This is a genomic window from Paraburkholderia sprentiae WSM5005 (assembly GCF_001865575.2).
GTDB lineage: Bacteria > Pseudomonadota > Gammaproteobacteria > Burkholderiales > Burkholderiaceae > Paraburkholderia > Paraburkholderia sprentiae.
Window position 1 is genome coordinate 916287 of sequence record NZ_CP017562.2, and the last position, 13985, is coordinate 930271.

General features: G+C 64.9%; 15 protein-coding genes. 10 read left to right on the forward strand and 5 right to left on the reverse strand.

Features of this window, described 5'->3' with window-relative positions:
• Positions 1 to 431 precede the first annotated feature (431 nt).
• From BJG93_RS20980 to BJG93_RS20995, 4 genes are all read left to right on the forward strand, one after another.
• Complete coding sequence (locus tag BJG93_RS20980) at positions 432 to 665, forward strand: hypothetical protein (RefSeq protein WP_027196170.1); 234 nt, start codon at positions 432 to 434, stop codon at positions 663 to 665.
• 162 nt (positions 666 to 827) lie between these two features.
• Positions 828 to 1580 carry an SDR family NAD(P)-dependent oxidoreductase gene (locus BJG93_RS20985; RefSeq protein ID WP_027196171.1) on the forward strand — a complete coding sequence of 251 codons (753 nt, stop codon included), beginning with the start codon at positions 828 to 830 and terminating at the stop codon, positions 1578 to 1580.
• A gap of 111 nt (positions 1581 to 1691) precedes the next feature.
• Positions 1692 to 2870 (forward strand): L-rhamnonate dehydratase, encoded by a 1179-nt coding sequence (gene rhmD, locus BJG93_RS20990; protein ID WP_027196172.1) that lies wholly within the window; start codon positions 1692 to 1694, stop codon positions 2868 to 2870.
• A 50-nt stretch (positions 2871 to 2920) separates the two neighbouring features.
• Positions 2921 to 3703 (forward strand): SDR family NAD(P)-dependent oxidoreductase, encoded by a 783-nt coding sequence (locus BJG93_RS20995; RefSeq protein WP_027196173.1) that lies wholly within the window; start codon positions 2921 to 2923, stop codon positions 3701 to 3703.
• A 19-nt stretch (positions 3704 to 3722) separates the two neighbouring features.
• On the opposite strand, the gene BJG93_RS21000 is transcribed toward BJG93_RS20995, so the two are convergent.
• A complete protein-coding gene (locus BJG93_RS21000) occupies positions 3723 to 4718 on the reverse strand; it encodes a LysR family transcriptional regulator (protein WP_027196174.1) in 996 nt (331 codons plus the stop codon).
• A 126-nt stretch (positions 4719 to 4844) separates the two neighbouring features.
• Here BJG93_RS21000 and rhaM point away from each other — a divergent pair, with 126 nt between their 5' ends.
• Genes rhaM through rhaS form a run of 6 tightly spaced genes read left to right on the forward strand, consistent with a single transcriptional unit; the run spans position 4845 to position 10804 of the window.
• A complete protein-coding gene (gene rhaM / locus BJG93_RS21005) occupies positions 4845 to 5162 on the forward strand; it encodes an L-rhamnose mutarotase (RefSeq protein WP_027196175.1) in 318 nt (105 codons plus the stop codon).
• 38 nt (positions 5163 to 5200) lie between these two features.
• Positions 5201 to 6094 (forward strand): amidohydrolase family protein, encoded by an 894-nt coding sequence (locus tag BJG93_RS21010; RefSeq protein WP_027196176.1) that lies wholly within the window; start codon positions 5201 to 5203, stop codon positions 6092 to 6094.
• A 54-nt stretch (positions 6095 to 6148) separates the two neighbouring features.
• Positions 6149 to 7678 carry a sugar ABC transporter ATP-binding protein gene (locus BJG93_RS21015; RefSeq protein WP_027196177.1) on the forward strand — a complete coding sequence of 510 codons (1530 nt, stop codon included), beginning with the start codon at positions 6149 to 6151 and terminating at the stop codon, positions 7676 to 7678.
• A complete protein-coding gene (locus BJG93_RS21020; RefSeq protein WP_027196178.1) occupies positions 7675 to 8730 on the forward strand; it encodes an ABC transporter permease in 1056 nt (351 codons plus the stop codon). The genes BJG93_RS21015 and BJG93_RS21020 overlap by 4 nt, the downstream gene beginning before the upstream one ends.
• A complete protein-coding gene (locus BJG93_RS21025; RefSeq protein ID WP_027196179.1) occupies positions 8723 to 9754 on the forward strand; it encodes an ABC transporter permease in 1032 nt (343 codons plus the stop codon). The genes BJG93_RS21020 and BJG93_RS21025 overlap by 8 nt, the downstream gene beginning before the upstream one ends.
• 39 nt (positions 9755 to 9793) lie before the next feature.
• Positions 9794 to 10804, forward strand: coding sequence for a rhamnose ABC transporter substrate-binding protein (gene rhaS, locus BJG93_RS21030; RefSeq protein ID WP_027196180.1), 1011 nt, complete (start codon positions 9794 to 9796; stop codon positions 10802 to 10804).
• A gap of 96 nt (positions 10805 to 10900) precedes the next feature.
• Here the strand turns inward: rhaS and BJG93_RS21035 are convergent, their stop codons facing one another.
• From BJG93_RS21035 to BJG93_RS21050, 4 genes are all read right to left on the reverse strand, one after another.
• On the reverse strand, positions 10901 to 12064 hold the full coding sequence (locus BJG93_RS21035) for a CmpA/NrtA family ABC transporter substrate-binding protein (RefSeq protein WP_027196181.1): 1164 nt from the start codon (positions 12062 to 12064) through the stop codon (positions 10901 to 10903).
• 7 nt (positions 12065 to 12071) lie between these two features.
• Complete coding sequence (locus BJG93_RS21040; protein WP_027196182.1) at positions 12072 to 12647, reverse strand: ANTAR domain-containing response regulator; 576 nt, start codon at positions 12645 to 12647, stop codon at positions 12072 to 12074.
• A 630-nt stretch (positions 12648 to 13277) separates the two neighbouring features.
• Entirely contained in the window at positions 13278 to 13556 is a 279-nt protein-coding gene (infA, locus tag BJG93_RS21045; RefSeq protein WP_027196184.1) for a translation initiation factor IF-1, read from the reverse strand.
• Positions 13557 to 13691: 135 nt separating this feature from the next.
• Positions 13692 to 13973, reverse strand: a complete 282-nt coding sequence (locus tag BJG93_RS21050; RefSeq protein ID WP_027196185.1) for a hypothetical protein — start codon at positions 13971 to 13973, stop codon at positions 13692 to 13694.
• Positions 13974 to 13985: the final 12 nt, after the last annotated feature.

Genomic DNA, 13985 nt, shown 5'->3' on the forward strand with positions numbered 1-13985 from the left:
TCGATGAGTGTGCGTCAAACGCCGATGCGAGTTTCAGCAAGCGCTGTGCCTAGGCTGCCATGCGTGCAGTGCGCGTCAAGCTTTCGGGATCCGTTCTTCATGAGATCCGACGCATTGGAAAGGAACCGCCGCTGGTTTCAAGGAGCGTATCGCCATTCGATAAAAGCGATTAATACGCTGCGTTCCTTTTTATCGATGCAATCAAAAAAGGAGTATGTCGTCGCTTGCAATAAACGTGCTCCGAAGTGATGCGCTGGTTCTGGGCGCTCGCGCGCGACAAGCTGCAGGTCGGCGCTCGGTGCGCGCGGTGTGCGTGTCGGTCATCGCGGCGTGGGTGTCGCGCATCGGCGCGGACATCAAATAACGGCGATTGAGACGGCTTAAATACACTACGCTGAAGCGTAGCGCGGTCGCGTGCGAAGGAGCAGAGAATGGAACAGAGCGAGACGGAAAGCACTGCCGAATCGGAGCGCAAAAGGCTGGTCCGCGGCAAGATACACGTCGGCTTCGCGGCGCTCGGCACGTTGGCGTCGGTCTTCGGGATCGGTATAGCGATCATCGGCGGCATCAACTATGACCAGACCAAAGTGCTGGTCGGCGTCGGCATCATCGTCGTGTCGACCATTCTTTATGTTTCCATGCTTTTCGTTGCTGCCGGTGATTAGCATCTGCGCTTCCCGTCGGCGTTCGATTCCGCTGCCGATCCACTTTTGCTATCGCCCCCTCCGATACTCGAATTGTTGGCGCATCGCCCCGCCCTTATATTGACTGCAGCGATACACAACAACGCGATGGCACGCCGCACGGCGGCCCACAGGAGCACAACAATGAATCGGATCGATCTGGAGGGGCGCGCGGTCGTCATTACCGGCGGCGCGCGCGGCATCGGCTACGCGGTCGCGCAGCGGGCGTTGCGCTCGGGCGCGTCGGTTGCGTTGTGGGACGTCGATAGCGAACGCCTCGCGCACAGCCAGCGCGAGCTGGGCGAACTCGGCAAGGTCAGCACCGTCACGGTCGAGCTGACCGACGACGCCGCGGTCCAGCAGGCCACCGCGCAAACGGTCGCCGCGCACGGCTCGATCGACGTGCTGATCAACTGCGCGGGCATCACCGGCGGCAACGGCGCGACGTGGGAACTCGCGCCCGAGATGTGGCGCCGCGTGATCGACGTGAACCTGATCGGTCCGTACCTGACCTGCCGCTCGGTCGTGCCGCAGATGCTGAAGCAGGGCTATGGACGCATCGTCAACATCGCGTCGGTGGCCGGCAAGGAGGGCAATCCGAATGCTTCGCACTACAGCGCATCAAAAGCGGGGTTGATCGGGCTTACCAAGTCGCTCGGCAAGGAACTCGCGACCAGGAACATTCTGGTCAATGCGGTCACGCCGGCCGCGGCCAGGACCGAGATCTTCGATTCGATGTCGCAGCAGCACATCGACTACATGCTCTCCAAGATTCCGATGAACCGTTTTCTGTTGCCGGAAGAAGCGGCGTCGCTGATCCTGTGGCTGTCTTCCGAAGACTGCGCGTTCAGCACCGGCTCGGTGTTCGACCTGTCCGGCGGCCGCGCCACCTACTGAGCGCGCTGCTCGCGCGTTGCTCGCGCATTGCTCACCTACCGCAGCGTATTACACACGCGTCGAACGCGCGCTGGCGAGCCGCTTCGACACCTCTCTCACCGGAGCCCTTTCATGGCCATGCCTACCATCCGGCACGTGCGTGCCTTCATTGTTCGCGGCGGCGGCGCGGACTATCACGACCAGGCCGGCGGACACTGGATCGACGACCACATCGCGACGCCGATGGCGCGTTATCCCGAGTATCGCCAGAGCCGCCAGTCGTTCGGCATCAACGTACTCGGCACGCTGGTCGTCGAGATCGAAGCGAGCGACGGCACCGTGGGCTTCGCGGTGACGACCGGCGGCGAGATCGGCGCATTCATCGTCGAGAAGCATCTCGCGCGTTTTCTCGAAGGGCAGCTCGTGACCGACATCGAGAAGATGTGGGACCAGATGTACTTCGCGACGCTGTACTACGGGCGCAAGGGCATCGTGCTCAACACGATTTCCGGCGTCGATCTCGCGCTGTGGGATCTGCTCGCGAAGGTTCGCAAAGAGCCCGTGTATCAACTATTGGGCGGCCCAGTGCGCGACGAGCTGGTGTTCTACGCGACCGGCGCGCGCCCTGATCTCGCCAGGGAAATGGGCTTCATCGGCGGCAAGCTGCCGTTGCAGCACGGTCCCGCGGAAGGCGAAGACGGACTCAGGCAGAACCTCGACAAGCTCGCCGACATGCGTTCGCGCGTCGGCGACGATTTCTGGCTCATGTACGACTGCTGGATGAGCCTCGACGTGCGCTACGCGACGCGGCTCGCGCAAGGCGCGCACGAATACGGGCTCAAATGGGTCGAGGAATGCCTTCCGCCCGACGATTACTGGGGTTACGCCGAACTGCGCCGCAACGTGCCGCGCGGCATGATGGTGTCGACCGGCGAGCACGAGGCGACGCGCTGGGGCTTCCGGATGCTGCTTGAAATGCAGTGCTGCGATCTGATCCAGCCCGATGTCGGCTGGTGCGGCGGCATCACCGAGCTGGTCAAGATTTCGGCGCTCGCCGATGCGCACGATGTCATGGTGGTGCCGCATGGGTCGTCGGTGTACAGCTATCACTTCGTCGTCACCCGCCATAACTCGCCGTTCGCCGAGTTCCTGATGATGGCGCCGAAAGCCGATGAAGTCGTGCCGATGTTCAACCCGCTGCTGCTCGACGAGCCGGTGCCGGTGAACGGGCGCATGAAGGTGCCGGATACGCCGGGGTTTGGTGTGCGGCTCAATCCGGAATGTGCGCTGGTGCGGCCTTATCAGCACTGAACGCTTCGAACAATGGGCGCCGAACGGCGACCCCGGCAAAGGAGACCAAGGTGCTGCTCAAGGACAAAGTCGTGATCGTCACCGGCGGCTCGCGCGGTATCGGACGCGCGATCGCGGTGGCCTGCGCCCGCGAAGGCGCGGACGTGGCGATCAACTACTGGGGCGACAACGACGCATCGTATGGCCGCCGCTCGGCGGTCGCGGAAGTGGTCGGCGACATCGAGGCGTTGGGCCGGCGCGTGATCGCGGTGGAGGGCGACGTCGCGGCGCGCGACACCGGTCAGGAGCTGGTGCGCCGTACCGTTGACGCGTTCGGCAAGCTCGACGTGCTGGCGAGCAATGCCGGCATCTGCCCGTTCCACGCGTTTCTCGACATGCCGGCGGACGTGCTCGAATCGACGGTCGCGGTCAATCTGAACGGTGCGTTCTTCGTGACCCAGGCCGCCGCGCAGCAGATGAAAAAGCAGGGCACCGGCGGCGCGATCGTCGCGACGAGTTCGATCAGCGCGTTGGTGGGTGGCGGCATGCAAACGCATTACACCCCCACCAAGGCCGGCGTGCATTCGCTGATGCAGTCGTGCGCGGTAGCGTTGGGGCCGTTCGGCATCCGCTGCAACTCGGTGATGCCGGGCACGATCGCCACCGATCTGAACGCCGAAGATCTCGCGGATGAAGCGAAGAAGGCTTACTTCGAGAAGCGCATTCCGCTCGGCCGCCTCGGGCACCCCGACGACGTCGCCGATTGCGTCGTGTTTCTCGCGTCGGACCGCGCGCGCTATGTGACCGGCGCCGCATTGCTCGTCGACGGCGGCCTGTTCGTGAATCTGCAATAAGCGACCCGCGATGCGGGCGTCAATTGACCGTGGCGGGCGTGGTCGGCGTGCCGGGGGCGGCGGCCGGATTGTCGCGCGTGAGGTTGCACGAAAAGCTCCGCAGCAGTTCGATCAGACGCAGCGCGGGCTCGGCGAGCGGCTCTTCCTTGCGCGTGAGAATGCCGAAACCCGCGAGGCTCTTGCCGATTTCGAGCGGCAGCGCGACCAGCAGGCCGCCGCGCACATGATCGCGCACGACCGACTCCGGCAGCATCGCGACCGCGTCGTAGTTCTCGAGCAACTGCAGCGTCGCGAAGATCGACGCGCATTCAGTCAGATTGACCGGGGTGGCGAGCCCCGCACGCGCAAGTTCTTCCTCGAACAGCACGCGCGCCGGACTCGTGACCGGCTGCGCAACCCACGGCCACGCGACGAGTTCGCGCAACGTGATGCGCGTGCGCCGCGCGAGCGGATGCACGGCGCGCACCACGAGAAGCAGCGTTTCGCGCGCGAGCGGCTCGAAAGTGAAGTCGTTGTGTTGCAAAGGACTGGTAAGCCGGCCCAAGGCAAGGTCGACTTCGCGGCGATGCAGCAACTGCACGACCTGGTCGCTCGTTTCGCCGAGGATGCGCACGTTGAGCAGCGGGCTTTCGGTCTTCAGCACGGCGACCGACATCGCCAGCAGATCGGGCGCGGCGCCCATGATCGCGCCGACGGTCAGCTGTCCGTGACCGCCGCGGCGTTTGACGTCGAGGTCTTCGGCGAAGCGCGTCAGCTCGGCGAGGGCACGGCGCGCATAAGCGAGCGTGACGACGCCGAGCGGCGTCGGCGTCATGCCGCGCGCGTTGCGCTCGAACAGCAGGAAGCCGAACGCTTCCTCGATGTCGCCGAGCATGCGGCTCGCGCTCGGTTGCGCGACGTTGACGGCCTCGGCCGCCTGATGCAGGTTGCGGGTGTCGTCGAGCGCGACGAGCAGGGCGAGGTGCTTGAACTTGAGACGGTTGACGAGTGCGACGGCGGCTGAATGTTGGCTCATGGTGCCAGTGTAGGGGCGCTGCGATTCGGTTTGTGGATCGCCCAATCCCAACAACGGATTGAGAGGCTATCGACGCAGGAATTATAGTTCCTTTGAAGGGCGCTACAGGACAGGAGACAGGCCGCAATGGAGACAATTGCTTTCCGAATGGTGCTCAACCCCGGCATGCGCGAAGAATACGAACGGCGCCATGCGCAGGTCTGGCCCGAACTCGTTGACGCGTTGCACAACGCCGGCGTACGCGACTACCGGATTTTCTTCGATCCCGACACGCATCATCTTTTCGCTGTGCTCTCGCGCACCAGCGATCACACGATGGACCAGTTACCGCAACTCGACGTGATGCGCAAATGGTGGGATTACATGGCTGACATCATGCAGACGGCGCCGGACCATACCCCGCTGTCGCAGACGCTCGAACCGGTCTTTCATCTCAGTCATTGAGTCATGCCGAAACGCTTTCCACCCGAACAAGGTGCCGCATGCAGGTTGTCGATTCGCATATCCATCTGTGGGATCTGAAGACGCACCGCTATCCGTGGCTGGAGAACCCGGGCGTGTCGTTTGTCGGTGATGCGCGCGATCTGAAGCACGACTACCAGCTCGACGATCTCCTCGGTGAAGCGGGCGACATCGACGTGCTGAAGCTCGTGCACGTCGAGGCGAATCACGATCCGGCCGATCCTGTCGAAGAGACTCGCTGGTTGCAGTCGATTGCGGATGGCAACGCTTCGCGCGGCATGCCGAATGCGATCGTCGCGGCCGTGGATCTGTCCGCGCAGAACGCGCCCGCGTTGCTCGAAGCGCATGCATCGTTCGCGAATACGCGCGGTATCCGGCAGATTCTCAACGTGCACGACAACAAGCTGTTCGATTACGTCGGCCGTCATTACATGCGCGAGCCGCAGTGGCGCGAGCATTTCGCGTTGCTGCGCCGGTACCATCTGTCGTTCGATCTGCAACTCTATCCGTCGCAGATGGAAGAGGCGGCCGCGCTCGCGCGTGCGCATGCGGACACGCTGCTGATCCTCAATCATGCGGGGATGTTCGTCGATCGCAATAGCGTGGCCGGTTATCGGGCGTGGCGCGAAGGCATGCGTTTGCTCGCGGCGTGTCCGAACGTCGCGGTGAAGATCAGCGGGCTCGCGATGTTCGATCATCACTGGAGCGTCGAAAGCCTGCGGCCGTATGTGCTCGAAACGATCGATACGTTCGGCGTCGAACGCGCGATGTTCGCGTCGAACTTTCCGGTCGACCGGCTGTTTGGTTCGTACACGGATGTGTGGCGCGCGTATGCGGCGATCGTCGCCGATGCGAGCGAGGCTGACAAAGACGCGCTGTTTCGGCGCAACGCGGAACGCTATTACCGAATCTGACGCCGCGCGCGCACGGACCAGGAACCATAGAAGCAACCGTTCAGGAGACACGCAGTGCAGCCATCCCCTTCCGCGGTGCCGCGACTCGAGTTGCGGCACGCGAGCAAATCCTTCGGCCGGGTGCGCGCGCTGTCCGACGGCGACCTCGTGCTGTGGCCAGGCGAGGTGCATGCGCTGCTCGGCGAGAACGGCGCGGGCAAATCGACGCTCGTGAAAATTCTCGCGGGCGTGCATCAACCCGATGCCGGCGAGCTTCTGATGAACGGCGAGCCGCGCCGCTTCGCGACGCCGGCCGAAGCACGCGACGCCGGGCTCGCGGTCATCTATCAGGAGCCGACGCTGTTCTTCGATCTGTCCATCGCGGAGAACATCTTCATGGGCCGGCAGCCGGTCGACCGCTTCGGCCGCATCCAGTACGACGCAATGCATCGCGAAGTGGACGGATTGCTGGCGTCGCTCGGCGTCGAGCTGCGCGCGGATCAACTGGTGCGCGGTCTGTCGATCGCGGATCAGCAGGTGATTGAAATCGCGAAGGCGTTGTCGCTGAGCGCGAGCGTGCTGATCATGGATGAACCGACGGCCGCGTTGTCGCTGCCCGAAGTCGAGCGGCTCTTCGCCATCGTGCGCAAGCTGCGCGAACGGGATGTTGCGATTCTCTTCATCACGCACCGCCTCGACGAGGTGTTCGCGCTGACGCAGCGCGTGACGATCATGCGAGATGGCGCCAAAGTCTTCGACGCACTGACCGCCGATCTGAGCACCGACGCGATCGTCGCAAAGATGGTCGGCCGCGATCTGGAAACCTTCTATCCGAAGGCCGATTGCACGCCCGGCGACGTGCGCCTGTCGGTGCGCGGCTTGACGCGCATCGGCGTGTTCAAGGACGTGTCGTTCGAGGTGCGCGCGGGCGAGATCGTCGCGCTCGCGGGGCTCGTCGGCGCGGGACGCAGCGAAGTCGCGCGTGCGATCTTCGGCATCGATCCGCTCGACTCGGGCGAAGTATGGCTGGCCGGCAAGCGGCTCGACACCGGCCAGCCCGCGGCCGCGGTGCGCGCCGGGCTCGCGCTCGTGCCGGAAGACCGTCGCCAGCAAGGGCTCGCGCTCGAACTGAGCATCGCGCGCAATGCGTCGATGACGGTGCTCGGCCGGCTCGTGCGGCATGGCCTCATTTCGACGCGCAGCGAAACGCAGCTCGCCAACAAGTGGGGCACGCGTCTGCGCCTGAAGGCGGGCGACCCGAGCGCGCCGGTCGGCACGCTGTCGGGCGGCAACCAGCAGAAGGTGGTGCTCGGCAAGTGGCTCGCGACCGGCCCGAAAGTGCTGATCATCGACGAACCGACCCGCGGCATCGACGTTGGCGCGAAAGCCGAGGTGTATGGCGCGCTGGCCGAACTGGTGCGCGAGGGCATGGCCGTGCTGATGATTTCGAGCGAATTGCCCGAAGTGCTCGGCATGGCCGATCGCGTACTCGTGATGCATGAAGGTCGCATCAGCGCGGAGATCGCGCGCGCCGACGCGAACGAGGAGCGCGTGATGGGTGCCGCGCTCGGTCAGGGACTTTCACCCATGGGACGTGCAGCATGATGCGCCATTCGACTCATCCCGCGCCGGTGCGGCAGTCGCTGCCGAAGCGTTCCGCCGCTTCGCCGGGCAGTCTCGTCGCGAGCGTCGCGAAGAGCCGCGAGACCACGTTGTTCGTCGTGCTGATCCTGCTGATCGTGGGGACCGGGCTCGCGAAGCCGCAGTTCCTGAATCTGCAAAACCTGCGCGACGTGCTGCTGAACGTATCGATCATCGGTCTGCTGACGGCCGGCATGACCGTCGTGATCCTGATGCGGCATATCGATCTGTCGGTCGGCTCGACGGTGGGTGTCAGCGCATACGCGGTGGGGAGTCTGTACGTCGCGTTTCCGCATCTGCCGGTGCTCGTCGCGCTGGCCGCGGGGCTTGCGATCGGGCTCGTCGCGGGCGGCATCAATGCGGTGCTCGTCGCGGTGGGCCGCGTGCCGTCGCTGGTCGCGACGCTGTCGACGCTGTATATCTTTCGTGGCGCCGATTACGCATGGGTGCACGGCGGCCAGATCAACGCGACCAGTTTGCCCGACGCGTATTCGCGGCTCGCGACCGGCACGCTGTTCGGCATCCCGACGCTCGCGCTGATCGCGGTCGTCGTGCTGGCCGGTCTGTCGGTGTATCTGAAGCAGTTTCGCGGCGGTCGCGAGCATTACGCGATCGGCTCGAATCCGGAGGCGGCGCGGCTCGCGGGCGTGAACGTCGAGCGGCGCGTGATGTCGGGCTTTCTGCTGTCCGGCGCGATTGCGGGCTTTGCGGGTGCATTGTGGCTCGCGCGCTTCGGCACCGTCGACGCGAGCACGGCGAAGGGCATCGAATTGCAGGTCGTCGCGGCCGCGGTGGTCGGCAGTGTCGCGATCACGGGCGGCGTCGGCACGATCCTCGGCGCGACGCTCGGTGCCCTCGTGCTCGGCGTGATCAGCATCGCGCTCGTCGTGCTGCACGTGTCGCCGTTCTGGGAGCAGGCGATCCAGGGGGCACTGATCGTTGCCGCGATCGCCGCCGATACGCTGCTGGCCCGCTCCGTCGCCAAACGCATGATGAGGAAACGCGATCATGGCTAAACCCGATTCCGCGCTGCTCACGCGCAAACGCGAAACGCCGCTGCAATGGGAGGTGTTGCTGGTGATCGTGCTGATCGCGTCGCTTGGGTTGGGGCGTGGGTTGTCGCCGGTGTTTCTGAGCGGCGCGAACCTGAGCAATGTGCTCGCCGATCTGACCGAGATCGCGCTGATGGCACTGCCGATGACGCTGATCATCGTCGCGGCCGAAATCGATCTGTCGGTCGCCTCGGTGCTGGGCGCATCGAGTGCATTGATGGGCGTGCTGTGGCACATGGGCCTGCCGATGCCGGTCGTGATCGTTCTGGTGCTGGTCGCAGGCGCCCTGGCGGGTTTGCTGAACGGACTCGTGATCGTCAAGCTGAACCTGCCGTCGCTCGCGGTCACGATCGGCACGCTCGCGCTGTTTCGCGGTCTCGCGTACGTGCTGCTCGGCGATCAGGCGGTCGCGGATTTTCCGGCTGCTTATACGGCGTTCGGCATGAACACGCTCGGGCCCACGTTCATTCCATTGCCGTTCGTCATCGTGATCGTCGCCGCGGTGCTGTTCACCGTGTTGCTGCAAGCCACCGCGTTCGGCCGCAGCCTGTATGCGATCGGCGCGAATCCGACCGCCGCCGCGTTCTCCGGTATCGAGGTCGCGAAGATCCGCCTGCGCCTGTTCGTGCTGTCGGGGCTCGTCAGCGCGCTCGCCGGCATCGTCTATACGCTGCGTTTCACGAGTGCGCGCGGCGATAACGGCGAAGGCTTCGAGTTGTCGGTGATCGCGGCGGTGCTGTTCGGCGGCGTCAGCATTTTCGGCGGACGCGGCTCGATGGTCGGCGTGCTGTTGTCGCTGTTGATCATCGGCGTGCTGAAGAACGCGTTGACGCTCGACGACGTATCGAGCGAAACGCTGACCATCGTGACCGGCGTGCTGCTGCTCGCGTCGGTGCTGATTCCGAACCTCGTCGCGCGCTGGCGGGCGGCGCGCGACCGGCGTTTCATCGCGAAGTCCGCCGCCGCGTCTTCTTCATCCGCAACCTAGCTTTCCCTCTCTGTCCAACAACAACGCAGGAGACACTTCATGATCAAACCTCTACGTCACACCGGCATGGCCGCGCTCTGCGCCGCGTTGCTCGCGATCAGCTGCGCCGGCGCGTTCGCCGCGGACCTGAAAAGCGGGCTGAAGATCGCGTTCGTGCCCAAGCAGATCAACAACCCGTACGAAGTGATCGCCGACGACGGCGGCCTCGCCGCGATCAAGGAATTCGGCGGCGTGGGCAAGGCGGTCGGGCCGTCCGATGCGGGCGCGTCGTCGCAGGTGTCGTACATCAACACGCTGATCACCCAGCGCCAGGACGCGATCGTGATTGCCGCGAACGATGCAAACGCGGTCGTGCCGTATCTGAAGAAGGCGATGGGCCAGGGCATCAAGGTCGTCACGTTCGACTCGGATACCGCGCCCGAAGGCCGCCAGCTGTTCGTCAATCAGGCGAACGCGGAGGGCATCGGCCGCGGCCAGGTGCAGCTGGTGGCGAAGCTGATGGGCGGCGAGGGCGAGTTCGCGATCCTGTCGGCGACGCCGAACGCGACGAACCAGAATACGTGGATCAAGTGGATGCAGGAGGAACTGAAGAAACCGGAGTACTCAAAGATCAAGCTCGTCAAGATTGCGTACGGCAACGACGACGATCAGAAGTCGTTCGTCGAAACGCAGGGCTTGCTGCAGGCGTATCCGAACCTGAAGGCGATCGTCGCGCCGACGACGGTCGGCATCGCGGCGGCGGCGCGCTACATCTCGTCGTCGTCGAGCAAGGGCAAGGTGGCGGTGACGGGCCTCGGCACCCCCAACCAGATGCGCGCGTTCGTGAAGAACGGCACCGTGACCGCGTTCCAGTTGTGGGATCCGAACGAGCTGGGCTATCTCGCCGCGTACGCGGCGGCGTCGCTCGCATCGGGCAAGATCACGGGTAAGGAGGGCGAAACGTTCGAGGCCGGCAAGCTCGGCAAGCGCACGATCGGCGCGCAAGGCGAAATCATTCTCGGACCGCCGACCACCTTCGATGCGAGCAACATCGACAAGTACAACTTCTAGGCCGAGCTTGAGCCGCAACGCCGGCTGTCCGCATCGGCGCCGTTGGCGGCGCGCGGGCAGTCAGCGCATCATCGTGAGCTTTCGCGTGCGATTCGCTTAGCGGCGGATCGCAAAACGCCGCGCATACGCGTCGGATGGAGAACCGCTTCCCCACATTTCCCCATCGATCAATGCCCGCGTCACCTCCTCGCCGGGCACCGCCACGTTCACGCGCGCGGCAGCCTCGCGATATAGCTGCGTCTGGTTGATGCGCGCGGCGATCGCTTCGTAATCGTTGCGCGCGTCGATGATCCCCCAGCGCTCGAACTGCGTGAGAAACCACGCGCCTTCGAATGGATGCGGATAGTTGACCGCGCCGTCGTCGAAGAAACGCATCGGCAGGCGACGCGGGTTCGCCGGGTCGGCCTGGTCGCCAAGCCGGGGCGCGATCAGCGTCTCGTCGATGCCGATGTAATCGGGCCGCGCGAGCCAGCGCGCGATCTCGTCGCGATGCCCGGCGCCATCGAGCCAGCGGCACGCTTCGAGCAGCGTCTGCACGAGCGCGCGCGCCGTGCGCGGATGCGCGTCGACGAAATCGCGCCGGCAGGCGAGCACCTTCTCGGGATGCTCGGGCCATACCTCGCTGGTATAAGCGATCGTTTTCCCGACGCCGTGCGCCTCGGCCATCGTATTCCACGGCTCGCCGACGCATAAGCCGTCGAGCCGGTCTTCGGCGAGCGCGGCGACCATCTGCGGCGGCGGGATCGCGACGCTGTCGACGTCGCGCAACGGATCGACGCCTTGCGCCGCGAGCCAGTAGTACAGCCACATCGCGTGCGTGCCGGTCGGGAAGGTGTGCGCGAACACGGGCTTGCGACCGAGCGTCGCGAGCGCGTCGCGTAAGGTGCCGCCCGAGCTTGCCTGTTTCGCGAGCGCATCGGCGAGCCGATTCGAGAGCGTAATCGCCTGGCCGTTACGGTTCAGCACCATCAGCACGGCCATATCGGTGCGTGGACTGCCCAAGCCAAGTTGCACGCCGTAGACGAGACCGTAAAGCGTATGCGCGGCATCGAGATCGCCCGATAGCAGCTTGTCGCGCACGGCGGCCCACGATGGCTGGCGGCAAAGTTCGAGCGTCAGTCCGTGTGCGTGGCCGAACTCGAGCAGCTTCGCCGCGACGAGCGGCGCCGCGTCGGACAACGCGACGAAGCCGAGCCGCAGGTGGGTCTTTTCAGGCGGCTCCGCAGAGCCCGCCGCGGTGACGGAAGTGGCTGGATTCATGAGCGCGTCATTTGAGCGAGCCGGCCGCCGCGACGACCTCACGCGCGACCTCGGCGAGTTTGACGCCCTGGTTCATCGCGCGTTTGCGCAGACTCGCGTACGCGGCCGGCTCAGTGAGTTTCTGCTGATCCATCAGCAGGCGTTTCGCGCGATCGATCAGCTTGCGCTCGGCCAGTTCGTTTTCGGCCTGCGCGAGCCGCTCGCGCAATTGCGACTCCTGCGCGAAACGCGCGAGCGCGACTTCGAGAATCGGCGCCAGTCGTTCGGACGCGAGGCCTTCGACCAGATAGGCGGTGACGCCCGCGTTGACCGCTTCGCGGATCAGTTGCTGGTTCGCGTCGTGGCTGAACATCAGCACGGGACGCGGCGCGGTCGCGTGCATCACGGCGAGCTGCTCGAGCGTATCGCGCGACGGCGACTCCGTATCGATGATGATGACGTCGGGCCGCTCGTCCTGCACCGAGCGATGCAGCGCCTGCGGCGTCGCGGTGCCGGCGAGCATCTCGCACCCTAGCTGGGCGAGCGCATCGCGCAGATCGCCAATGGGTTTGTCGGTGTCGGTAACAAGAAGAACACGCAGCATGGAGTCGGTGGAAGGGACAACTGACTACCTATCAAGCAATAGATATGCCATCTATGACGCGGCGCGGCTTGACGGGGGTCGTGAGACAGTGCGCGTGCGAATGGCGCGGACCGCTTGGGATTTTTGCGGGCGCTTGCTGCGATCGTCCACGCGAGAGGCAGCGCGGCTGCGCAGGTCGCGCTGCACCGGTGCGGGGCATGCAAGACTGCGGACGCCCGATGCACCGAAGCAGCGCATCGCGAGCGCCGCGACCGAAGCTTCAAAGCCAGCGCGAATCACGCGAGCTGTTCCGCCGATTAGCACGCGCCAATCATCGACGCAGCCATGCCGGCGAACTGCAGGCCGCGTTGACGGCGATGCACAAGCATCTGTCGGAACCGGAGGAGCGGATGGTCAAGCAGGTGCGCAAAAGCGCGGCGGGGAGGATGTGAGGCGGTGTTTGCGGCTGTCGGGGCAAACGCCGATTTCGCGCGCTAACGCGGCGAAGCTGACGTGTCGGGCTGGACCACAAGCGGAGTCGGAAGGTATGGCGCGAGTCTGCAGGGTCTCGCGCTTGCGCATCTAGTTCGGGCGGGCGGCCGCGTCACCTGCACAACATCAAGGTACGCGGCGCGACGCCGTTACCGCTGCTTACCTCCGCCGCGCCCCATGCTGCGCCGGCCGTGGCGCACCGCCACCGCTCGAACGCTCGTCCTTGTGGCGGAAATTGATCCGCCCCTTGGTCAGGTCGTAGACCGACAATTCGAGCGTCACGCGATCGCCCGCGAGAATACGGATATGGTTCTTGCGCATACGTCCGGACGCATAAGCGCCGACCACCACGCCGTTGTCGAGCGTCACGCGGTAGCGGCTGTCCGGAAGCACTTCGTCGACGATACCGTCAAGTTCAATCAGTTCTTCTTTCGCCATGCATAACTCCTGGTCGATGGGATAAAGGGGAAATCGGCCGCGGACATTGCGAGCGGCGCGAGTGGGGATTCGTTGGAAAAGCCGCGGCGCCCGAGAGCACGCTGCGCGACGTCAGTGACGCGCCGATGACGCCGCTCAAAGATCGGCGACCGATTGACCGCTCACCTGGCCATCGATCAGCCGCTCGGCATGCACCATGCACGCGATGCGCGCCTTGCCCGTGCCGTCGAACGGAAACAGATACTGCAGGCGGAACACCCGGCCGTCGGCTGCCGGATTGGCGCCGACGCGGCAGATGCGCACCGACGCGTCGTAACCGGCGTCCGGATTGCGGGTCGCTTGTGCGCCCGCGGGGCGGCGCGGATAAACGAGCGGGTGGATTTCGTAACCCTTGTAGGTTTTGACTGCTGGATTCATGGAAAACGTGTC

What these genes read in the sequence shown, in the direction of transcription:
- rhmD (WP_027196172.1), top strand. Translation starts at nt 1,692, where the DNA reads ATGGCCATGCCTACCATCCGGCACGTGCGTGCCTTCATTGTTCGCGGC.
- BJG93_RS21035 (WP_027196181.1), bottom strand. Translation starts at nt 12,064, where the DNA reads ATGAATCCAGCCACTTCCGTCACCGCGGCGGGCTCTGCGGAGCCGCCT.
- BJG93_RS20980 (WP_027196170.1), top strand. Translation starts at nt 432, where the DNA reads ATGGAACAGAGCGAGACGGAAAGCACTGCCGAATCGGAGCGCAAAAGG.
- BJG93_RS21025 (WP_027196179.1), top strand. Translation starts at nt 8,723, where the DNA reads ATGGCTAAACCCGATTCCGCGCTGCTCACGCGCAAACGCGAAACGCCG.
- BJG93_RS20985 (WP_027196171.1), top strand. Translation starts at nt 828, where the DNA reads ATGAATCGGATCGATCTGGAGGGGCGCGCGGTCGTCATTACCGGCGGC.
- BJG93_RS21000 (WP_027196174.1), bottom strand. Translation starts at nt 4,718, where the DNA reads ATGAGCCAACATTCAGCCGCCGTCGCACTCGTCAACCGTCTCAAGTTC.
- BJG93_RS21040 (WP_027196182.1), bottom strand. Translation starts at nt 12,647, where the DNA reads ATGCTGCGTGTTCTTCTTGTTACCGACACCGACAAACCCATTGGCGAT.
- rhaM (WP_027196175.1), top strand. Translation starts at nt 4,845, where the DNA reads ATGGAGACAATTGCTTTCCGAATGGTGCTCAACCCCGGCATGCGCGAA.
- BJG93_RS21010 (WP_027196176.1), top strand. Translation starts at nt 5,201, where the DNA reads ATGCAGGTTGTCGATTCGCATATCCATCTGTGGGATCTGAAGACGCAC.
- BJG93_RS21050 (WP_027196185.1), bottom strand. Translation starts at nt 13,973, where the DNA reads ATGAATCCAGCAGTCAAAACCTACAAGGGTTACGAAATCCACCCGCTC.
- BJG93_RS21020 (WP_027196178.1), top strand. Translation starts at nt 7,675, where the DNA reads ATGATGCGCCATTCGACTCATCCCGCGCCGGTGCGGCAGTCGCTGCCG.
- infA (WP_027196184.1), bottom strand. Translation starts at nt 13,556, where the DNA reads ATGGCGAAAGAAGAACTGATTGAACTTGACGGTATCGTCGACGAAGTG.
- rhaS (WP_027196180.1), top strand. Translation starts at nt 9,794, where the DNA reads ATGATCAAACCTCTACGTCACACCGGCATGGCCGCGCTCTGCGCCGCG.